We start from the raw sequence: 22,377 nt of genomic DNA, 5'->3' as shown, positions 1-22,377 counted from the left end.
GTGGCCGATATGACTGATTACCTGGAGAGTTTGAATGAGCCCCAATATCAAGGGGTAGTGAATACAGAAGGAGCATGCATGCTGATCGCGGGTGCTGGTTCGGGCAAAACCCGGGTACTGACCTTTCGCATCGCTCAGCTTATACGCAATGGTGTGGATCCTTTCAACATCATGGCACTTACTTTCACGAATAAAGCGGCGAAAGAAATGCGTGAGCGTATTGAGAAAGTGGTGGGACACGATGCGCGCAACCTGTGGATGGGAACCTTTCACTCGGTGTTTTCGCGCATCCTCCGCGCCGAAGCGCATCACCTTGGATACACGAACAACTTCACCATTTACGATACGGATGATTCGAAGTCCCTCATCAGGAACATCGTAAAGGAAATGGGCCTCGATGATGCCATCTATAAAGCCAACACCGTTTATAGCCGGATCTCTGCCGCGAAGAACACCCTGATCAGCTGGCAGGATTATGCTAACAATGCGGAACTGATGGCCGATGATGCCGCTAACATGCGCCCTGAGATCTCCAAGATCTATCGCGCCTATGCCCAGCGTTGCTTCAAGGCGGGTGCCATGGACTTCGATGACCTGCTCTTCAACACAGACAAACTTTTCAAAGAACACCTGGAAGTACTAAATAAGTATCAGCATAGGATCCACTATGTACTCGTCGATGAGTTCCAGGATACCAACCTTTGCCAATACTATATCATCCGGAAACTTGCCGCCGTTCGCCAGAATATTTGTGTTGTGGGAGATGATGCGCAAAGTATCTATGGATTCCGGGGTGCCGACATCTCGAACATCCTCAACTTCGAGCGCGATTATCCCGATCTGAAAGTCATTAAGCTCGAACAGAATTATCGTTCCACCAACACCATTGTGAAGGCGGCGAACTCGGTAATCAAAAAGAACCGGGCACAGCTTCCAAAGAATGTATGGACGGAGAACGAGGACGGCAACATGATCGAACTGATCAAAGCCGTATCCGACAACGAGGAAGGCAAGCTGGTGGCGTCATCGATCTTCCAGGAGAAGATGCAGCACCAACTGAAGTTCAGTGATTTTGCAATTCTTTATAGAACCAACAGTCAGTCGCGTGCGATAGAAGAAGCGCTGCGCCGAATGAACATCAAATACAAAGTAGTGGGCGGTCTCTCCTTCTATCAACGCAAGGAGATTAAAGATCTGCTGGCCTACATGCGCTTCTCAATCAATCAATCGGATGAGGCGTCTTTCAGAAGGATAATCAACCTGCCCAAGCGCGGTATTGGTGATTCCAGTGTCGACAAAGTGATTGTTGCGGCCAATGACCATGCGATCACCATCTGGGAGGTACTTGAGAATGCGCAGTCTTTCATTGGCGGGCGGGCAGCCACAGCCATCGACGACTTCGTGGCCATGATCAAAAGGTTCGGTGTTGAGGTCGGTCGGAAAGACGCTTACGATGCTGCTTTCGATATCGCCAAAGGCTCAGGACTGTTGCGTGAGCTTTATGAAGACAAGACCGTTGAAGGCCTTAGCCGATATGAGAACGTTCAGGAATTGCTGAACGCGATCAAGGAGTTTGTTGACGACCCTGAGCGTCAGGACAAGAGCCTGGGGGCATTCCTTCAGGAGGTTTCGCTGATCACCGGTCAGGATGAAGACAAAGACAAGGACCCGGACAAGGTAACCCTGATGACCATTCACATGGCAAAGGGTCTGGAGTTCCGTAACGTTTATATCGTGGGGCTTGAGGAAGATCTCTTCCCGTCCCAGATGATGCTCAGCAACCGGTCGGAGCTGGAAGAAGAGCGTCGACTGTTTTATGTGGCTATTACCCGTGCCCAGAAGCATCTTTTCCTGAGCTACGCCCTTACCCGCTACAGGTTCGGCCGTCTGAAGAACTGCGAGCCCAGCCGCTTCCTGGACGATGTGGATCAGTCGTTTATTAAGGTAAGCACCAAGTTTGCAGGTCTTGAATCTCTTCCGCCACCTTCCCAGTATGCCAAAAACCTCGTTAGCGGCATCAAAAAGACCATTTCTTCCTCGCCGCCGCCCCGTGCCGCGGGTGCACAGGCTTATAAGGCTTCGGCTGATTTTCAGCCCAGCGACACGTCCCAGTTGCGGGAAGGGATGAAGGTGGAACACCCCAAATTCGGGTTTGGAAGGGTCACGGCCATGGACTCGGCAGGCGCCGACCGCAAGGCCAAGATTAATTTTGACGATTTTGGAGAGAAGACCTTATTGCTTAACTTTGCTAAACTCAAAATACATGCATAGCTAAAGTGTTTAGCTATCATTACCCGGGCGAAGTTTTTTGAACTGGATGTTCGCCCCGACTACAATCACTTACATACGTACTGACGAAAAACCTCAAAACAACTCGCATGCAAATTGGAGAATATAACTCTGAGCGTCCTGACATCATTCTGAAAGAATACGGCCGTAACGTTCAAAAGCTGGTCGAATACATCAAGACGGTCCCAAGCATCGAAAAAAGAACTGAGCTCTCATATACACTTATCGAGCTTATCAAACAATTGACCCCGAGTATCAAAGAACAGCCGGATAACCCGCAGAGACTTTGGGACGACCTTTATATCATTGCAAACTTTAGTCTGGACGTAAACAATCCTTACGAGATTCCTACACCGGAAATTGTTTTTAAGAAGCCCATGAAAATGGAGTATCCGAAGAACGACGTTCGGTTCCGTCACTACGGAAAGAACATTGAGAAGCTCGTGAAGGAGGCTTTGAAGAAAGACAACGACCAGGAAAGACAGGAGTCGATCATCTACCTCGGGAAATTGATGAAGACGTTCTACGGCAACTGGAATAAGGAAACGCTGGACGATTCTGTTATTCTCCGTGACATCCAGGCCATGTCGGGCGGTGCGCTGAACATGACCATTGAGAAAGTTCGCGAAGACAACCTCTTCGAGAAACTTTACAAGGACACCAAGAAGAAGACCAGTATGCGCGGCCAGGGCGATCAGCAACCTCGCCAGGGACAAGGCAATGGAAATCAGAACCGTCACCAGGGAGGCGGCCACAGGCCGTTCAACAAGAACAAGAACAACAACTTCCGCAGAAGAAGAGACCAATAACAATAACAACGCGATGGGCTTAGCTCATCGCGTATTTTTTAAACTAGCCACTATTTTTTAGAATGAGTGTTTTCAAGATCAAGGGTGGGAAGAAGCTAAAAGGTGAAATCATCCCACAAGGTGCCAAGAACGAGGCACTGCAAATTCTGAGTGCAACCGTATTGAGTGCTGAGCCCGTTACGGTACATAATGTCCCCAATATCGTTGATGTCAATAAGCTGATCGACCTGATCGGTGACCTTGGTTCCAAAGTTGAAAAGCTGGGACCCGAGACCTACCGTTTTACCGCGGCGAACATCAATACAAAATTCCTTGAGACTGAAGATTACCGTAAGAAGGCTGCAGCACTCCGTGGGTCTGTGATGTTGCTGGGACCAATCCTTGCGCGCTTCGGTAAGGCGACTATGCCAAAGCCCGGTGGCGACAAGATCGGACGCCGACGCCTCGATACTCACTTCCTTGGCTTCCAACGACTCGGAGCAAAATTCAACTTCGACGCCGAAGAACATCTCTTCCACATCGATGCTACCGAACTGAAGGGCTGCTACATGCTCCTCGATGAAGCATCGGTAACCGGAACGGCCAACATCGTGATGGCTGCAGTTCTGGCGAAAGGAACAACGACGATTTATTACGCAGCCTGCGAGCCTTATCTCCAGCAACTTTGTCTCATGCTCAACCGCATGGGTGCAAAGATCAGTGGCATCGGTTCCAACCTGCTTACTATTGAAGGCGTTGAGAAACTCGGTGGAACTGAGCATACAATGCTTCCCGACATGATCGAGATTGGAAGCTTCATCGGTCTTGCAGCCATGACACAATCGGAGATCACCATCAAAAATTGCCGCATCGATATGCTGGGCATTATACCGGAAACATTCCGCCGCCTGGGTATCAAGCTGGAATACCGCGGAGATGATATCCACATCCCTTCGCAAGACCTGTACGAGATCGATACGTTTATCGATGGATCGATCCTTACCATTTCAGATGCGCCATGGCCCGGATTCACTCCTGACCTTATCAGTATCATACTTGTCGTTGCTACTCAGGCAAAGGGCACCGTGCTCATTCATCAGAAGATGTTTGAGAGCCGCCTGTTCTTCGTTGACAAACTGATAGACATGGGTGCGCAGATCATTCTTTGTGATCCACACCGCGCAACTGTAATTGGTTTGGAGAGAAAGCAACAATTGAAAGGCATCAAGATGTCGTCTCCTGATATCCGTGCCGGTGTGTCATTGCTTATTGCCGCACTGAGCTCGAGCGGAACCAGTGAGATCTCCAACATAGAGCAGATCGATCGAGGGTATCAGAATATTGATACGCGGCTTAAAGCGTTGGGAGCACAGATCGAGCGCATCTAGAGGACTAGTCTTTAGTCCTGAGTCCTTAGTCCTTAGTATTGGTTATTAGTATTTTTAGTCTTTTAGTTGAGGTGGCTTGGACGTTGATCGTTGCATGTTTGATTTTGTCTTACCTGCCAACTTGCGTTCTTAAGTAGCTTCTAACAACTAAGAAGTCTAGTGACCAATACTCACGACTAAGGACTCAGGACTCAAGACTGCTATTTGATCGCTGCCGTCCAGATCAGTGTCTTCGAATGATTCACCAGATCCTCTGCAAGACTTCCGTTCAGCAGATGGCTCACTCCTCGCCTTCCGTGCGTGCCCAGCGCTATCAGGTGCCCGCCGATGGTCTCGCTGAAATGGAGAATGCCACCCTCTTCGTTCTCGTGGTTGAATACATTGATTGTATAGTCCTTGAACATAAATCGCTTTGCAAATTCCTTGAGGCGTTTCATCGTTACGGTATCTGACGTAAAAGACGAAGGCGTATTGATGTAAACAATATGGACTGTGGCCTTGAAGAATGCCTGCAGGGCCTTCACCTGCTTCGTCAGTTCCTCCTGCCCTTCAGTTTCCAGTGTGTTAGGGAATACGATGTTCCTGATCGCACCCTTGTAAAGATCTTTGACCACCAGCACCGGGACGGAAGACTTGCGCACGATGCGTTCGGCATTTGATCCTGAGATAAATTCCTTGAACCCACTGGAACCATGAGAGCCCATAAGCACCAGGTCGATGCTATTATTTTCGATAGCATTCACCACCAGGTTAGGAAAGAATCCGAACTCAATGGTGGTGGTTGTCTTTACGTCGGCATTGCCGTGCTTAGCCAGTAGCTTTTCAAACTGCAACTGAACCGACTTTCGTGAATCACGGAAAAAGCTTTCGTCCATCGTGACGACCTGCATCATGCCAGGGTCACCAACTACAGGCAGTTCAATAACATGGAACAGGTGCACGGTACCTTTGGATTGTGCGGCGATGTCTAACGCGAGACGAAATGCATTAACTGCTGGCTTCGAAAAGTCGCATGGGACGAGTATTCTTTTCATGAGCTGTGGGTTTACTGTGTTAACGGATGCTATCGCTTCCTTATGACTCAAAAGTAGCTTATTGCAGATGTCCGTTATTGAGGATTGTCAATAAAGGGGATGATATAAGTCAGAAGTTTGGCGCGGTCAAAGTATATTTAGTCCTGAGTCTTTAGTCCTGAGTCCTGAGTGGTATTGAGTATTTATAGTTTCTAAGTTGCGAGTATTACAAATTGGTCAGCAAAGGCCACGATGGTTTAACTATCATGCAATAATAGACTTTAAGTACTACTAACAACTCAGGACTAACGACTCAGGACTAAGGACTAAAAAAGAACTTTCCCCATGGACGTAAGAGTTAAATTTCTCGGCGCTGCCAAATCGGTTACAGGCTCCCGCTACCTGCTTGACATCGGAGACTTCCGGGTGCTCTTTGATTGTGGATTGTTTCAGGGATTGAAGGAACTCCGAATGCGAAACTGGGAGCCGTGCCCGGTGGAGGCGTCATCTATCCATGCTGTTGTTATTAGTCATGGTCACATTGATCATACTGGGTTTCTTCCAAGGCTTGTGAAGGAAGGATTTAATGGGCCAATCTATTGTACAAAGCCGACGGCGGATCTGCTGGAGCTTTTGTTACTGGATTCGGCGAAGTTACAGGAAGAAGAAGCATTGTATGCGGCGCAGAAAGGGTACTCACGTCATAGTCATCCGGAACCATTGTACTATACAGCCGACGCACAACGTGTGTTTCCAATGGTTAAGAAGTTCGATTATGGTATAGAGATACCGTTGGCGGATCACGTTTCAATCAGGTTTAATTCGGCCGGGCACATGCTGGGCGCCGCGATCACCGAGATGTTTATAAAAGGTGATAACCAAAGTAAGAAGATTGTATTTTCCGGTGACCTTGGGCGGGAAACAGATGAACTTTTGCCTCCACCTGCTAAAATCAAACAAGCTGATATTCTTTTCATTGAGTCGACGTACGGTCATAAAGACAACAAAGCAAATGATCCTGGCGAAGAGTTGGGACGCATCGTTCGTCAGACGTTTAACAATGGTGGCGTTCTGCTCATCCCCGCCTTCGCAGTAGGACGTACGCAGACCTTGCTCTATCATTTTCATGATCTGATGGAACGGGACATCATACCGGATGTGCCCGTGTACGTTGATAGTCCGATGGCGACGTCGGCAACCTATTTGTATTATCGTCATCCGACTTATCATAGTGCAGTGTTTAACCGCACAGAGTTCGCACGGCAACTGGAGACGAACCTTATGGTGTTTGTTAAGACATCGCAGCACTCGAAAGCGCTGAACGACATCAAGACCAATGCCATCATCATTTCTTCCAGTGGTATGATGACCGGCGGCCGTGTGTTACATCACCTTTATCACCGGCTGCGCAACCCCCAGGATACACTACTGATTGCAGGATACCAGGCGGAAGGAACGCGAGACAGAGATCTCGTTGACGGAAAGCCTACGATAAGAATATTTGGAGAGGAAGTTCCCGTAAACTGCCGCATCGAAAACATGAGTGCCTTCTCAGGTCATGCCGACCGCGGAGAGCTGTTTGAATGGATGAGCAACTTTGAGGACAAGCCGAAGATAACGTTCACGGTACACGGCGAAAACCCTGACCTCAGCGCATATGCTGAAGATATCAGAACACGATTGGGATGGAATGTTATTGTTCCGGATTATCTGGAGTCGGTGCAGTTGTTTAAGGGCATTTGATGCTTACATCCAAGCATTATGGACTATCCTCTGCACCTCGGATCTGGCCAGGTAAGTATATCCCTGCACCTGCTATTTGAAACACTGGCATTCTTTATCGGCTTTCGCTACTTCCTTTATCTGAAAAAGAAACGTTCAGATCCTATCCCGGAAAGCAATCGCGTTTGGATCATTATTGCCGCAGCTCTTGGCGCATTCCTTTTCTCACGTTTGGTGGGTTCACTTGAAAACCCATACGGATGGAATCAGGCTTCCAATAAGTGGTTATATTTCTTTGCCAATAAAACAATTGTCGGTGGCTTGCTTGGCGGACTTCTTCTGGTAGAACTAATGAAACTGCTTCTTCGCGAGAAGTCCTCGTCCGGCGATCTGTTTACCTATCCTCTGGTCCTCGCTATGATCATTGGTCGGATCGGTTGTCTCAGCTCTGGCATTCATGAACCAACTTACGGTGAAGCTTCAGCCCTGCCCTGGGCAATGGACCTGGGCGATGGCATCCCACGTCACCCCCTGGCATTGTATGAGATCATATTTCTGGGAGCAATCTGGATAGTTCTCAATCAGGTTGAAACGAAACAAATCTTCCGCATGGGGGTGCGATTCAAGCTGTTTATGATTGCTTATCTGGCGTTTCGATTTCTTATCGAATTCATCAAACCCAACCAACCGGTATTTCTATCCCTCAGCACAATTCAGCTAGCCTGTCTGGCCGGACTGGCATACTACTGTCAAACAATAATTGTTATCTTGTCTAACCCCAACAATCTCGTCGTACATGAGCGACCCGCGTAATTACATTTACTACGACTATACGCAAAGCCTCTGTGTGGTATGCCACCGGAAGATCGAAGCAAAGATCATCTTCGAACAGGACAAGGTGTACATGACCAAGCGTTGCGCAGAACATGGATTTCAAAAAGTACTGATAGCGGATGATGTAAACTATTACAAGCAGATCCGCAATTATAACAAGGCTTCTGAGTATCCAAAAAAACCACATACGACCACACACTTCGGATGCCCATATGATTGCGGAATATGCCCGGACCACGAACAGCATTCGTGTCTCACACTTGTCGAGGTAACTGATCGATGCAATCTTACTTGTCCGACGTGTTATGCCAGCTCATCGCCAACGCATGGACGCCATCGGACACTGGATGAAATCGAATTCATGCTCGATGCAATTGTAGCGAGCGAAGGTCAGCCGGACGTGGTGCAACTCAGCGGCGGAGAACCGACCATTCATCCTCAATTTTTTGAGATACTTGATTTGGCCAAGTCAAAACCCATCAAGCATCTGATGGTTAATACAAACGGCATACGCATCGCTTCGGATCCCGGATTTGCCGAGAGACTTGCCACCTATATGCCGGACTTTGAAGTCTATCTGCAATTTGATTCATTTGAAGCGAATGCATTAAAGGTTCTGAGAGGTAAGGACCTTACCGAGGTCCGGATGAAAGCGCTTGAAACGTTGAATCGTCTTAATTTATCAACGACGCTGGTGGTTACTCTTCAGAAGGGTTTAAATGACCATGAAATTGGCAAAACAATAGACTTCGCGCTGCAGCAACGTTGCGTGCGCGGTGTAACATTTCAACCAACACAGATCAGCGGACGCTTAGAGCATTTCGATCCTGGTATCAACAGACTTACGAGTACAGAGATCAGGAGGAAGATCCTCGAGCAGACAACAGTGTTTAATCCAAATGATCTTATTCCCGTTCCCTGCAATCCCGACGCCCTCATTATGGGCTACGCTCTGAAGACCGAGACTGGCGTTCAGGCGCTCACACGTTTTATTGATCCCGAGCTCTTACTAAACAACTCGCGCAATACGATTGTGTATGAGCAGGACGAGAACCTGCACCAGCAGGTACTGAAGATCTTCAGCACGGCAAACTCTATTGACGCTCTTGAAGAAGACTTCCATCACTTGCTATGCTGCTTACCCAATATTGTGGCTCCGGACCTGTCTTACAACAACCTGTTCCGGATAATCATTATGAACTTTATGGATGCTTACGATTTCGACGTACGCGCAATTAAGAAGTCGTGCGTGCATATAGTTTCACCGTCCGGCAAGATCATTCCATTCGAGACGATGAACCTGTTTTATCGTCCTGAATTTGAGAGCAAGCTGGACGAACTTAGAAAAGAATTGGTGTGACATGGAACACATAAAGAAAATCGGAGGCATCAACCTGCTGGTACTTGTTGCTTATATGGTTCTGATAAACATCAGCGGTATTTCCTCAGGTGGCGGTGAAGCGGGGCTTGGGGCACTGCTTCTTGCTGCTTTTCTGATCGGTCTGCAGGTGTTTGTCAACTTTGCAACTTCCATCGTCCTCTTCATTAAGAAGGCTCCACAGGCAAAAGCTTTTTTATTAAGCTCTGTGATCGTACTCGTGATTGGATTTTCGGCTTGCCTTGGAAGCGCGGCACTTTACTGAGCATTTATTAGAAATAATGTGGCGAATCTCAGATACACCAGGACAGTATGTATTCGAATTGAGGCATTCTATTTCTTCTCGGCCACGAGTATCATGTTCGTCACAGGATAATCGATAGAAACAATTTCCTCGCCGGCGCGTTCGTACAATTCAACTTTGTTCTTTAAGCGGTTATCTACAATCCAGTTGTTGGTGTAGACCCTCGACTGCGGGAGGATTACGAATCCTTCAGCCTCCAGATGTGCCGACCATTCTGTAAAACTCCAGAAGCAGAATGTTTCATGCATCTCGCTTTCCCAGTTGTCCACGTAATCCTTACGGCTCATGAACTCGCAGGCATCACGCAAAGTCAGCTCTATGTACTCGCTGTTGCTATCGAAAACCACCCGATATTTCAATTGATAGCCTTCATGCTTTCTGAAATCATTTACAAAACGCATGAAACGTGCTGCCGTTGATAAGCCCTTCAGGTATTCAGACAACTGTTCACGCGTTTCAAATGTCCTGTCGTAATCTGCGTTCCTTCCGTCTGCAGTGTTGAGTTTCATCATCACAATTTTGTTCTTATGCTCGGGACCTACCACGTCACGGTTGATCCATACGCCGCCGGTTGTCAGCTCTGAATAACGGTTCCTGATGAAGTTCAGCAAATCCTCCCGGCTTCCATAGGATTCGATCTCATGCGTGAGTGAGGAGGTGTGAATCGTATTCATCGAATGCGCGTCGAACACGAGGCCTGTCACCGCGTTGCGCTGAGAAAAGAAGACGAACGGATTCGCAAATTCACCGTTGTGTTTTCGTTGATGGCAGATGTCGAACAGATGACGCGCGACCTCTATGCCATAGAAGTCTGACTCACGGAAGCGCTCATCTCTGCAGGCCAGTCTGATCCACGATCCCACTGCACATCCAATGTCACCGATACGTCCGGGACGTACGAAGGGAGCTGTGTCGTTGTATTTCAGTTCGGCAACCTCATCCATCTGACGAACGTAGCTGTTGTAGTCGCGCGTTGTGGTAATGTCACCGTCATCGCTGATCATGTGGTCTTTGAAAAGAAGCTGGATCTTTCTGTCCAGTTTATATTTGACATAGAGCTCACGCGACGACTTGTGAATAACTTCAGTGAGACTTAGATCCTGTTCCCAATGGTCGTTGCCGGCAATGCGTTCAACTGCATCCCACGGCAACAAGGTTATATGAGTCCATTTGCTGCGTTCCTTTAGTTCAGCGGGAAGTATACGAAATCCGAGGTGCTCATACATATCAAGAACAGGTGTGGAGCAAACCACGATACAATTTGAAGGATTCAGATCAAACATGCCCTCACTCTCATGCTTTACCTGCTTTAGTGTATAGTTTGCAAAGTCACGCATGTCACCGACGTCGTCAATGCCGTAAATAAACGAGGGTACGCCAAGCTTTTGGGAAAAATCCTGGATCGCCAGGGCCCTGAGGTAAAATGATAGCGGGTTACGACGGGTATTGCTGTGATTAGCAGACGTTACAGCAAAGACAATAGCAGTGACGGGTTCGCTGGTAGCAATAGGCTCTCCGTTGATGTCATTAAATTGATTTAGTCCTTTGGAGGTGACGGCCTGAAGATATTGAAATTGAAATTCGGTAAGAAGCTGATGGCGACCGGGAAAGAGCAAATACATGCTACGTTTTTTCCGGCAATATCCTGTTCTTCAGTGATTCAGTAAAGTCGCAGGAGAGTTTTAAGATGTCTTTTTCTCTTGCGAGTACTTCCCGCCATTGTGACGGGATTGCCGCTTCGCCGTAATACAATCCCGCTAACGCGCCGGTGACGCACGCGGTGGTGTCAGTATCTTCGCCAAGATTGACCGCCTTTAGTACTGCGTCCTTATAGTTATCAGTCGTCAAAAAGGACCAAATTGCAGCCTCAAGCGTGCTAACCACATACCCGTCACTGTTTATCGAGTTGCGTTCTGCCTGAAGTAAACGACCAGAGAGTATCCGTTCAAAACGGCCAAGCTCATCACGATTGAATTCACTCACCGCGGCGAACTCCTTAACACGCGCTGCAGCCGACGCCAGGGCTTCAGACTTTGATTTATTACATAGTATTTCGCGAACAATAGTGCCGAACAGATAACAGCTGAAAACCGATCTGAAATGTGCATGGGTGATTCCTGAAACCTCACGAATGCGCGCAAAGAAATCAGCTTCATTGAGGCCGTGGGAATACAATGCCACCGGCGCTATTCGCATTAATGAACCATTGCCATTGCTTTCCACATCCAAGCCTCCCGAGAACAGAGGATCTTCCCCTCCCTTAATTCGACTCAAGGCGTGACGTGTAGTTTCCCCGATATCAAAAACGTGGTAATGTGCTGCCCAGTAGCCCTCGCGATACCATCGCAGAAACCCGTTCGCAATGTCACGAAGATCGTATGAACCCGCCAGTGATTCCGCCAAACAAAAAGTCATTGAACTATCATCAGACCATGTACCCGGCGCCTGGTGCCAGGTGCCATAACCCCGCATTCCGTCCACAGGCCTCGCATCCAGGTCTTTCCTGGATCTGAATTCCACAGGAACACCCAACGCATCCCCTACCGCAAGTCCAAGGAAACAACCACTAATTCTCTCTAACAGTTTATCTCTTGCCATTATCCGTAACCAAAAGGGCCTTTCGTGCAGCGACACCGATCTCGACACGTGTCCCGGAGTTAAATCTAATAAAATCGGCCTCTATCCCATCGCTGAACACCACGCCATTGAATGGCATATGCGATTCAATTAACAGCCTTTCCGACTGGTCAATAAATCCCGCAGAAAGACTGATTCCCGAGTGACGACTCATGAAAGGCTCCCGTACAACAAAGGCGAGCCGATCGGTATCCCATGGCAACGTCATGGCTACCGGCGATGGCGACTCGGAAAAAGTAGCGCTTACAGTTGAGGCCATATTCATCACGGAGCTTAGCCAGCCTGTGCTGCCTGCTCCTGTTGAAACGATGACGCCGCTCGAGCTTTGCTCTTCACTGTCGTTTCCAAAGGTAAGCTTATAGCGCGCAGACGTGTGGGACGCTGGCCCAATAAAAAGATCATTGAATGCCAGGAGCTGCTGACCATCATTGGATACGGCCTGTGCCAATGTAACTTTCCTAAACCTTGCTTTACCAATTAGCACATCCTGCACTGCCCTATCAAAAGTCTTGACACTAAAGGGCAGCAATACTCCATCGTTTCTCAAAGGGTCAGGATTGACCCCGACAATTGGAAGATTATTTACATACTTCGCAGTATTGGCAACGAGTCCATCCTGCCCCACAACGATGACCAGGTCTTTATCGCTGAACAGGAAGTTCGGCACAAACTTGAGGTCGACCACTTTCACCTTCAGCGTCTTTGTAATGGACTTCACAACTGAATCCAGCGTCTGATGAAACACATTGTGTTCTTCCTCGTAATCGACAAAGTCGTCGCCGGAATGTTCGATGTAAAACCGTGCCTGATCACGGGTATTAAATCTCTCGATCAATGACTCCAGGCGTGTCTTGTTCACAACGACTATAGCATTCTCAATTTTCATAAAGTTGTTAATTATAATCTTGTCATCGACATGCTCAATCAGAGTGAGGAACAGTGTGAGAGCGACGGTATTATCACTCTCACACTGTTGCTCACGCTGATTTTTTAGGATTCCGGATTACCGTCTCAAGCAAGTCGGGTGTAATGTTAAGCGTTCCAATCTTACCTGAATTTTCAGCAAGTTCTCTGAAGGCCAATCCGATGTTGTCGATAGCCGACATTCCATTGGAATGAATGGCCATTAGCACACGCCAGTCGAGCTGCTTGTATGGCGTGAGGGTCTTCTCCAATGAATACCCCTTGGCATCGGCCATCTTGCGTTCATTTTCCGACTGCATCTCAATGAGCTTTGTCTTCTCCTGTTCCACCGACAAGTCGGCCGCGACATTCATTTCCCTGAGTTTCCTTGTATTCTCCGCCTCACGTACCTTGATCTCCGCCTGCTTTTCGTGTATCTGCTTCTTCTTCTCCTGAACGGTGATCTCCGTATTCAACTCACTCTCTTTGATCTTGCGTTCCTGCTCGACGGCGAAGTTCCTTCGTTCATAGATTGCCAGGTCGGCTTCCTTCTGAAGGCTTTCGCGCATTTCCGTTTCCAATGCTTTGCCCATTTCAGGTGTCGGCCGAACTGACAATACATCAACACTGAGAATTGATACTCCCAGCAGCTTTACTGCATCTGAGGACTTCAATCCCTGTTCGATAGTATCGCTAATTTCCCGGGCGCTACGCAATGCTTCCTTTAAGCCAAGGCCCTGTATATAGGACGATGCCGCCGTCTTTGCCTCATTGTTCAGGCGTTGATTCAGCTTTTCAAAGTTCTCATTGTTCACCTTCTTGTCGGACGACAATGTGAAGTCAAGCATCTCCGATAATTGGCGCGCATTTTCAACTGAGTAAGTAACCTGTCCCTGTACGGTAACAGTTTGAAAATCCTTCGTCATTTCGTTGAAGATATACTGAATGTCGCGGCTCCCAACCGGGATAGCCACGATGGATGAATTCGGACCATAGTAGAAAAATGACAACCCTCTTCCCTCCTGGATGGCCTGGCCTTTCTTGAAATGAATAGCATAAGTCATCGAATCGAACTTGATAAAATTAATTCCGAACATATAGATTAAACTTTTAGTGTATTAACTGATTTGACGAGCTCTAAAACCTTCTCCCAATCGCTATTTGGATCGAAGCCCGCCTTGTCTTCGAACAGTACGTTGAAGTAAAACTTCCTGTCGTAATGCCCGTACGCGCCTGCGCATACATCGGGGTTTTCATTTACGTAGTCGAAATGAATTCCGCGCTGTTCGAAGAACTTCAGGTAATCAACGATTTCGTGCGGATAAGAACATGTGTACAGAATCCGCACTACGTCCTTTTGCTGTGTGATGTATCGCATCGCCTCTTCGGCATAGGGATAAAATTCCGTTGATAGTACACCGCTTTGAAACGTTGGCTTGAGTATAGTGCCGTGGATATCGAATGCCCAGTACACTTTTTCCCAGTGCTTTCCACGGGCGTTATTCATGCAGTTATTAATAGCGCGGGTAATCATATCGTTGTGAAATGCCTTTGTGTATTGTATACGCAAATATAGCTTTTCTGTTCTCATTACAGAAGCTAATTTGCGTATATTTTACACTAATATGAAGATCAGAATGTTACCGTCAGCCGCACACGATAACGGGCCTGTCCTGATATGGGAATAAGGCTTGGAGAGGGCATTGGCAAGGGTCAGAATTTGGTGCGGCCCCCTGTGGTTGAATCAGGCAAATTAGTCCAGCATATATCGCTACTATGCAGCAACTATCCACCTACATTCAAGAACATAACATAAACTCATATCCAGGTATTGCAGAAGAACTGAAGCGGATATAATGCAAGTATATTGGCGGCATGATAAGAATTTGAAGCGGATTTGAAGAACACATATAGCGGATCTAAAGAACACTTATAGCAGATCTAAAGAACACTTATAGCGGATATAAAGAAAGTATATAGCCGACATGATGAAAGTGTACAGCGGATATATAAAATCTGCAGGAATGAAGACGATCTCGATCGATTTCAGTGCGTGCGTTGTGCGCGGGGGGCGAATGTATTTCATTGAAGATGCTGCGCGACACGCGCGGAGATAAAAGATCGCGCAGTGCCACAGATCGAAGATCCCTAATGATCGTTGATCCATATGGGATCAAATACTGATAGAACGAGAGCCGTGTTTTAAGAGAAGAAATCGAAGTTATATCCACGGTCCTTCAGCTCGAAATACTTCTTTCGGTTAAACCGGAAAAGTCTTGCCGGTCGTCCGGCGCCGCGTTGTACGGTCCTGTCGAGTTCTTCGAGGATGCCAAGACTGGAAATCTTCTTCTTGAAGTTCCTGCGATCGATAGGCTGATCAAGCAGTGTTTGGTACAGATTTTCCAGGTCGGAGAAAGGGAACTCTTTATCCAGTAACTCAAAGCCTACTGGCTCATAGGTGATCTTACCCCGCAGGCGCGAGATGGCCGTTTCGACAATCTTCTTATGATCAAATGCAAGTGGCGGCAGCTTTGAAATGTTGAACCAGGCAACATCTTCTGCATCGGTGCGTGCCACCAGTTCAAAGTCACGGGGCCGGACGAGGCCGAAATAGGAGATGGAAATAACGCGATTGCGTGGATCGCGACCAGGGTTGCCAAACGAATACAGTTGCTCGAGGAACTTCACATCGATTCCGGCTTCCTCCTGCAACTCGCGATGCACAGCACTGTCAAGCGACTCTTCATTCAGAACGAGTCCTCCAGGCAGGGCCCACATCTTTTTGAACGGCTCGATCTTGCGCTTGATCAGAAGCACGGAAATGCCCTGCTCCTGATCGTAGCCAAAAACTACAGCGTCGACCGCTACCCTGATGTCCTGCCTCATGGAATCAAAAATAGGAAATTGCGTGACGTGTTTGTTATGAGTCAAAATGAAGTGTTCGCGAAGTGATGCATCCATTTACTCCGAGGCGACATACTCCACCTACTCCGAGACGACATATTCCAAGCGATGCGCCTCGTCAGACGAAGGGACTTCAAGTTTCGAAAGCAGACGCTGCATAACTGCAGCAGGCACAGCATGGTCCCGCTCCCTGTTCTGTTTGATCCATGTTTGATAAGGCGCCTCAACGTAAACAAGATGAACACGTGCCTTGTAAGTGGCAAAGAGGTCAATCCATTGAGAGCGCATCTGGCGTGTGATGTTTGTGGCATTCCAGGCAAATGGCTCTCCCCTTCTCAGGTATGATTTCGCTTCCTCTTTCGCCTCCTGCACTACCCATCCCGTTGCCGAAGTATCATCGGGCTTCAGCTTGTGCTTTCGCCTGATGTCATCAAGGCTCACAACTGGCGTGCTGGAATGGTATCTACTCAGATAGCTATCCTTTCCCATGCCCGGTAATCCACACATCATCACAACCGTGCTCCGCCAGTCATCGAAAGGAACATAATCGGGTGATGAATCTCCCCTGTTAAAATAGAGAAATCTGGAGAGATCGGTTTCAAAATGGCGAGGCGTTCTCCAGCAGTTATTTTCGCGACACAGCTCTTCGAACAGATTGATACGATAAAGCAGCTCCTGCTGATCGGCGCATATGCGACCAAGGACGTCGGCGCGTGCAAGCGTTGTTAATAACGAAAGGTCTACACGTAACGATGCCTGAATCGCAGCCTTCGCCGGATCGGGCTTATCAAATATCCAGAGCGGCAACCCATGATATCTCACCAGTGCACAAACTTGTTCTCTGATACTGAACGGAGCAGGAACTTCTTCATACAATATTGTCCTGCTTGTGTACTCGCCGCGTTTCGCATGTCCCCGCGAGGTAATTCGACCATCTGTTTCCAATAGTGTAGTGGATCTCTTTTCCACGTCGTGTAACAGCGCCGATGTCCACAGCACCTCACGCTGCCCGTTGTCAAGACGTTGGTAGCCGTCCAAAGAAGTTAAAGCCTCGAGTACCATACGAGTATGAATGGCTACATCACCTTCGGCATGGTGTATTGCATCCTGCGGAACACCATGCATATCAGCAACCCAGGAGAATCGTTTCTCCAGGGCACTCCAATCCTTATTATTAGCAATAGACCAATTCATAGCTCAGTTCTTAGATGGTGTTTCAGGTTGTTCCCAGGCCAGCCGCGCCCGTTTCCAATTCCGCGTCCAGTGCTCGTCAGTCTTCACATGTCCTTTGCGGACGTACTTGAATACCCGTGTTGCAAACTCGTTTTCATGGAACGCACCAGTATCACGGCTAACGACTCCTTCCCGTTCGCATGGTTTGCCCGTTGCTATATCCAGAGAATTAAAGACACTTGCTTGGCTGACCAGAGCAAGCACGTGTTGTTCAAAGAGCGGCTGATTATCGGGCTTTACAATGCTCAATTCAGGAACGGTAGGCAGGTCAAAAAGCGAAGCGTAAAACTTAACTTCGTCCCAACTTAACCATGCCTCCTGCTGCCTGATCCCGAACACATAAAAGTATTGCTCTATTCTGGGGTACTCGATCGAATGAACCGCATACAAGTTCTCTCCAAAGATCTCAATGTCGCCGAGATCGTTTCGGATCTGCTGCCAATGCTCTCTGATCTTTTGTGACCATGGGGATACCGTAGGCGCGGCATGGGACCGGGCAAACACTCCATGCCTGCTCAGGCAGTTGTTCTCTCCATCCAGTTTCTCCGTATGTACAACAGAAGACAACCGACTTATGTCTTCCCAATAGTTATGATTAACACGATCGTCGCTGGTGGTTCCCGGAGAAAACGGAAAGTGATACGTGCGACCGTACTTTTTTGAAATGCTCATGATACCACAATTTTAAGTAAAAAGATTGCCAGGCGTTCGTTGAATAAGAACGCGAAAGGATCTATGCAAAAAGAAATTGCTGATAGATGGAATGCAACCGAAGCAGTGGTATTACATGACGATTATGACGATGTCCCCGTTAAGGGTTTGGTACATACAGCACAAGGCGTGAGCTTAAAACGAAGGCAATTCTGAAAGGTTTCATTACCTTGGTCTCGACATGCACAAGCTTCCTCCCTCTAAGCTGTTCCTAATCGTTTCCTTTCTGGTTTTAACTGCATGTCGTCCCGATTCCAGGCGAGCGCCATTGTTTGAAGCATTGCCTTCATCACAAACTGGCATCGACTTCAATAATGTCATAAGGGAGGATAACCGTCTAAACATAATCACGTTCGAATATCTCTACAATGGCGCCGGTGTGGGCGTCATCGATGTCAACAATGACGGGTTGTCTGACCTTTTGTTCACAGCGAACATGTCAGATAACCGGCTTTACCTCAACAAAGGAAACTTTCAGTTTGAAGACATTACTGAACACAGCGGTCTGCTACAGCGCGGGAAGTGGGCCAGTGGCGTATCCGTTGTCGACATCAATCAGGACGGATTACAAGACATTTACATTTGCTATGCCGGTCCATATACTGATCCTCAAAAGCGCGCCAACGAACTTTACATTAACAAGGGCAACAACGCTTTTCAGGAAAGTGCAGATCAATACGGGTTGGCTGATACTGGTCACTCCGTGCAGGCCGCGTTTTTTGATTACGACCGTGACGGAGATCCCGACATGTATCTCCTAACCAACATCACGGATCAAACCGGGCCGAACATTATTCGTCCCAAAAGGCTTAATGGCGAAATGGCTAACACCGACCGCCTCTATCGCAATAATGGCAATGGAACCTTTACGAATGTCTCGAGAGAAGCTGGTATTCTTGCAGAAGGTTATGGCCTCGGCGTTTCAATATGCGACGTGAACGACGACGGATGGGACGATGTGTACGTAACGAATGATTACCTCTCCAACGACCTGTTATTTATCAATCAACAGGACGGCACATTCAAAGATGAATCTGCCAGTTATTTTGACCATACGAGTTATTCGGCAATGGGAAACGATGTGGCCGACTTCAACAACGATGGTCTGGTTGATTTCGTGGCTGTCGACATGTTGCCACCCGATAACAAGCGACAGAAACTTATGTTCGGAGCAACGAACTACGACCGTTACCAGTCCGAAATACGGATGGGATATGCGCCGCAGTACATGCGCAACACTCTTCAGCTCAACCGGGGCGCCATCGACGGCAAGACCTATTTCAGTGAGATTGGCCAGTTTGCCGGCGTGGCTGCTACCGATTGGAGTTGGAGTCCTTTGTTTGCTGACGTTGACAATGACGGGCAGCGCGACCTGCTCGTAACGAATGGATATCCGCGAGATATCACTAACCGCGACTTTGCCAGCTATAAAGCAAGCGAACTTATACACGAAGGATTTAGTCAGGGCATGAGTGACAAATTCATGGAGGCCGTGAGCAAGCTTGATGGCGCTCATCTTCCACCTTTTGCCTTTCACAATAATGGAGATCTCACCTTTGCTGACAGCTCTTCACATTGGGGCTTTATCACGCCTTCGTATGCGACCGGCGCAGCCGTTGCAGACCTTGACAACGATGGTGACCTCGACTACGTCACCAATAATCTGAATGGCCCTGCATCCGTATTCAGGAACCACACGACGGAACGACCTGGATCACATTATGTAAGGATCAGCCTTGAAGGTCCAGCGGGCAACAGGGAGGCATATGGAACAAAAATACGAATCAGAACACCGAGCCACTCAATGATCGCCGAGCACCGAGTTGTACGCGGGTACCAGTCCAGTCTGGAACCCTTTATACACTTCGGTGTGAGTAGAGATACTGTGGTAAATGAAATAGAAGTCATTTGGCCAAACCAAACCAGACAAACTATTCACAATGTACCTGTCGATAAGCTAATGAAAATCAAGTTCGGGAACGGCGGTGCTGATCAACTCCCGAACTCACGATTGGATGTGAAGGCAAGCACAGGACGCTTCATGACTTCCTTACATGAGCCTGCTATTCAATTCAAGCACGAGGAAGCACCATACGCCGACTTCAAAGTTCAACCGCTTATTCCGCAGCAGTATTCAACTCCTGGCCCAGCGCTGGCAGTTGCCGATGTTAATGGTGATCATTTGGAAGACTTGCTTGTCAGTGGCTCGTACAATCACTCCGGTCAGGTTTTCATACAGCAGAAAAACGGAACATTCAAAGGCCAACCAATTGCGCATGGAAAGAAGTTTGAAGAAGACACGGGCACCCTCTTCTTTGACGTAGACGGCGACAATGATCAGGATCTGTACGTTGTTAGTGGCGGCAACGAATTTGCCGAAGGATCGATCTATTACCAGGATCGTCTCTATTTGAACGATGGTCAAGGACATTTCTCGCTCAAACCTAATTCGATTCCCACGGAGTCGGCAAGTGGTTCCTGCGTGGTGGGCAATGATTTTGATGGTGATGGTGACATTGATCTTTTTATAGGTGGCCGGCTAAAGCCACAGTCCTACCCCGATGCGGGGACGAGTTTCATTCTTCGTAACGACGGCGGACAATTCACGAATATCACCAACGATGTTGCGCCAGGACTCCAGCACATCGGAATGGTTTCTTCCGCATTATGGACCGACTTCGACAACGACGGCGCCCGGGACCTCATTGTAGTTGGCGAATGGATGCCGATAACTCTACTGCGTAACACAAATGGAAAGTTTCAAAATGTAACTGCAACTTATGGTCTTGCAAAATCAGCAGGCTGGTGGAACAGCATTGCCGGTTCTGATGTCGACAACGACGGAGACATCGACTATGTGGTTGGAAACCTGGGGTACAACAGCCGATACAAGGCAACACCCGATCATCCACTCCATGCATACGCCTCAGACTTCAACGACGACGGCAAGCGCGAAGCAATTCTCACTCAGAATATCCAAGGCAAAGAGTATCCGGCACACCCACGCGATGACCTGTTCTTACAACTGCCTTCCTACAAAAAATATTACAACAGCTATGCTGCATATGCAGAAGAGTCGAAGGAGGCATTCCTGAAAAGGAATACCAAAAATAAAGTCGACACTCTTACGGCCCACGTGATGGCTACCTGTATTCTCATGAACCAGGGTAGTGATCCCTGGCAACTAAAGCCGTTGCCTGCTGAAGCGCAATTCTCGCCTGTTTACGGAATGCTGATAAAAGACGTTGACGGCAATGGAAGTGACGACCTTGTTCTGACAGGAAACTCTTCATCACCGGACGTACTGACAGGCAAGTACGATGCGTCAAAGGGCTTGGTTCTCGTCGGCGATGGTCATGGGAACTTCGCGTCACAAACCATTTCCCAATCGGGCCTGGTTGTCCGAGGCGATGCAAGAAGTCTCGTGTTGTTAACCCGTGGTAACGATCAGCTGGTGATTGCTGGTGTTAACAATGATTCAATACAACTTCGTTCAGTAGCCAGGCTACCTGCTCACTTTGAGTTCAGAGGTGATGACGCCTATGCTGAGATTCAATTTAAAAACGGTCGGTTACGGCGGGTTGAGAACTATATGGGCGGCGGTTATCTGTCGCAGTCAACGCGCGGGGTAGACGTTCCTGCGGATGGCATAAGGATCACGGTATTTGACTGTCAAGGCAAGTCCAGAGAACTAGCGCTAAGATAGGCAGACATGGCGAGTCACAGAACTAAAGCCTTGAAATAGGCGGAGGAAGACACAAAAGTATTCCGGTACTTGTAGTTCCTCAGTTTCCGAGAGGAACTCTGGAAAAATACCGGATCTCGTAGCGCTCCTGTTTTGCGCCGGAAAACAATGGTGGTTTGTCCTTTCGGAGGACCAGCCTGTCACCTCCTAGTTTTAATATCTGATAACGAGACACCTCGTGATTGTTCTCAATATACTTTAGGGTGTCTTGCGCTGAAAGATCATATAACATAGTTCTTGTAGTGCCGCTCCATGAGACATTCACCTTGCCATCGGGCAGATAAGTGTATTGCTCAAGGTCGACAATGGTCGTCTCCATGCTGCCAAACCCGTTGTAAAAAGTAAACACTGAATCAATCTTCCAGGTACCCTCAATTGCCTGACGTGGATCTTTGGGTGAGCATGCGCATAGCAGCCCCAACCCGATGGCTAACAGCGAAAAACCCGCTGGTGTATGTCTCTGTAAAAACGACCGGAGCACATCACGCACCCCGGTCGTATGGAATATTTGTCTTGTTACGATCAATT

19 protein-coding genes are annotated in these 22,377 nt (G+C 48.0%); 8 read left to right on the top strand and 11 right to left on the bottom strand.

The window, feature by feature from the left end:
* Nucleotides 1–9: 9 nt before the first annotated feature.
* The 3 genes from WBG78_RS30255 to murA all read left to right on the top strand — a co-directional run bounded on the left by WBG78_RS30255 (nt 10) and on the right by murA (nt 4,465).
* Nucleotides 10–2,271, top strand: coding sequence for an ATP-dependent helicase (locus WBG78_RS30255; protein ID WP_337330287.1), 2,262 nt, complete (start codon nt 10–12; stop codon nt 2,269–2,271).
* A gap of 107 nt (nt 2,272–2,378) precedes the next feature.
* A complete protein-coding gene (locus WBG78_RS30250; RefSeq protein ID WP_337330286.1) occupies nt 2,379–3,098 on the top strand; it encodes a DUF4290 domain-containing protein in 720 nt (239 codons plus the stop codon).
* A gap of 62 nt (nt 3,099–3,160) precedes the next feature.
* On the top strand, nt 3,161–4,465 hold the full coding sequence (murA, locus tag WBG78_RS30245) for a UDP-N-acetylglucosamine 1-carboxyvinyltransferase (protein ID WP_337330285.1): 1,305 nt from the start codon (nt 3,161–3,163) through the stop codon (nt 4,463–4,465).
* 200 nt (nt 4,466–4,665) lie between these two features.
* On the opposite strand, the gene WBG78_RS30240 is transcribed toward murA, so the two are convergent.
* On the bottom strand, nt 4,666–5,499 hold the full coding sequence (locus WBG78_RS30240) for a universal stress protein (protein ID WP_337330284.1): 834 nt from the start codon (nt 5,497–5,499) through the stop codon (nt 4,666–4,668).
* A 324-nt stretch (nt 5,500–5,823) separates the two neighbouring features.
* On the opposite strand from WBG78_RS30240, the gene WBG78_RS30235 reads away from it, so the two are divergent.
* The 4 genes from WBG78_RS30235 to WBG78_RS30220 are packed head-to-tail and all read left to right on the top strand — an operon-like array spanning nt 5,824 to nt 9,677.
* Entirely contained in the window at nt 5,824–7,221 is a 1,398-nt protein-coding gene (locus WBG78_RS30235) for an MBL fold metallo-hydrolase (RefSeq protein ID WP_337330283.1), read from the top strand.
* 18 nt (nt 7,222–7,239) lie between these two features.
* Nucleotides 7,240–8,013, top strand: coding sequence for a prolipoprotein diacylglyceryl transferase (locus WBG78_RS30230; RefSeq protein ID WP_337330282.1), 774 nt, complete (start codon nt 7,240–7,242; stop codon nt 8,011–8,013).
* Nucleotides 7,997–9,394 (top strand): radical SAM protein, encoded by a 1,398-nt coding sequence (locus WBG78_RS30225; protein ID WP_337330281.1) that lies wholly within the window; start codon nt 7,997–7,999, stop codon nt 9,392–9,394. Before WBG78_RS30230 ends, WBG78_RS30225 begins: the two co-directional genes overlap by 17 nt.
* Nucleotide 9,395: 1 nt before the next feature.
* Nucleotides 9,396–9,677, top strand: a complete 282-nt coding sequence (locus tag WBG78_RS30220) for a hypothetical protein (RefSeq protein ID WP_337330280.1) — start codon at nt 9,396–9,398, stop codon at nt 9,675–9,677.
* Nucleotides 9,678–9,745: 68 nt separating this feature from the next.
* Here WBG78_RS30220 and WBG78_RS30215 read toward each other — a convergent pair whose 3' ends face one another.
* The 9 genes from WBG78_RS30215 to WBG78_RS30175 form a co-directional block, all read right to left on the bottom strand.
* Nucleotides 9,746–11,338, bottom strand: a complete 1,593-nt coding sequence (locus WBG78_RS30215; RefSeq protein ID WP_337330279.1) for a transferase — start codon at nt 11,336–11,338, stop codon at nt 9,746–9,748.
* Between the two features lies 1 nt (nt 11,339).
* Entirely contained in the window at nt 11,340–12,314 is a 975-nt protein-coding gene (locus WBG78_RS30210) for an ADP-ribosylglycohydrolase family protein (protein WP_337330278.1), read from the bottom strand.
* Nucleotides 12,301–13,239 carry a sugar kinase gene (locus WBG78_RS30205; protein ID WP_337330277.1) on the bottom strand — a complete coding sequence of 313 codons (939 nt, stop codon included), beginning with the start codon at nt 13,237–13,239 and terminating at the stop codon, nt 12,301–12,303. The genes WBG78_RS30210 and WBG78_RS30205 overlap by 14 nt, the downstream gene beginning before the upstream one ends.
* Nucleotides 13,240–13,330: 91 nt before the next feature.
* Nucleotides 13,331–14,353, bottom strand: a complete 1,023-nt coding sequence (locus WBG78_RS30200; protein WP_337330276.1) for an SPFH domain-containing protein — start codon at nt 14,351–14,353, stop codon at nt 13,331–13,333.
* A gap of 5 nt (nt 14,354–14,358) precedes the next feature.
* The gene (locus WBG78_RS30195; protein WP_337330275.1) at nt 14,359–14,847 is read right to left on the bottom strand and encodes a hypothetical protein; all 489 of its coding nucleotides are present in this window, start codon (nt 14,845–14,847) and stop codon (nt 14,359–14,361) included.
* A gap of 339 nt (nt 14,848–15,186) precedes the next feature.
* Complete coding sequence (locus tag WBG78_RS30190; protein WP_337330274.1) at nt 15,187–15,423, bottom strand: hypothetical protein; 237 nt, start codon at nt 15,421–15,423, stop codon at nt 15,187–15,189.
* Between the two features lie 35 nt (nt 15,424–15,458).
* Nucleotides 15,459–16,142, bottom strand: a complete 684-nt coding sequence (locus tag WBG78_RS30185; RefSeq protein ID WP_337330273.1) for an NUDIX hydrolase — start codon at nt 16,140–16,142, stop codon at nt 15,459–15,461.
* A gap of 99 nt (nt 16,143–16,241) precedes the next feature.
* Complete coding sequence (locus WBG78_RS30180; RefSeq protein WP_337330272.1) at nt 16,242–17,354, bottom strand: AAA family ATPase; 1,113 nt, start codon at nt 17,352–17,354, stop codon at nt 16,242–16,244.
* 3 nt (nt 17,355–17,357) lie between these two features.
* Nucleotides 17,358–18,065 (bottom strand): RNA ligase family protein, encoded by a 708-nt coding sequence (locus WBG78_RS30175; RefSeq protein WP_337330271.1) that lies wholly within the window; start codon nt 18,063–18,065, stop codon nt 17,358–17,360.
* Nucleotides 18,066–18,285: 220 nt separating this feature from the next.
* On the opposite strand from WBG78_RS30175, the gene WBG78_RS30170 reads away from it, so the two are divergent.
* On the top strand, nt 18,286–21,810 hold the full coding sequence (locus WBG78_RS30170; protein ID WP_337330270.1) for a VCBS repeat-containing protein: 3,525 nt from the start codon (nt 18,286–18,288) through the stop codon (nt 21,808–21,810).
* Nucleotides 21,811–21,889: 79 nt separating this feature from the next.
* Here WBG78_RS30170 and WBG78_RS30165 read toward each other — a convergent pair whose 3' ends face one another.
* Nucleotides 21,890–22,375 (bottom strand): lipocalin family protein, encoded by a 486-nt coding sequence (locus WBG78_RS30165; protein WP_337330269.1) that lies wholly within the window; start codon nt 22,373–22,375, stop codon nt 21,890–21,892.
* Between the last annotated feature and the right edge of the window lie 2 nt (nt 22,376–22,377).

This window comes from Chryseolinea sp. T2, assembly GCF_037203685.1.
GTDB lineage: Bacteria > Bacteroidota > Bacteroidia > Cytophagales > Cyclobacteriaceae > Chryseolinea.
This window is presented reverse-complemented; position numbering and strand designations above follow the sequence as displayed.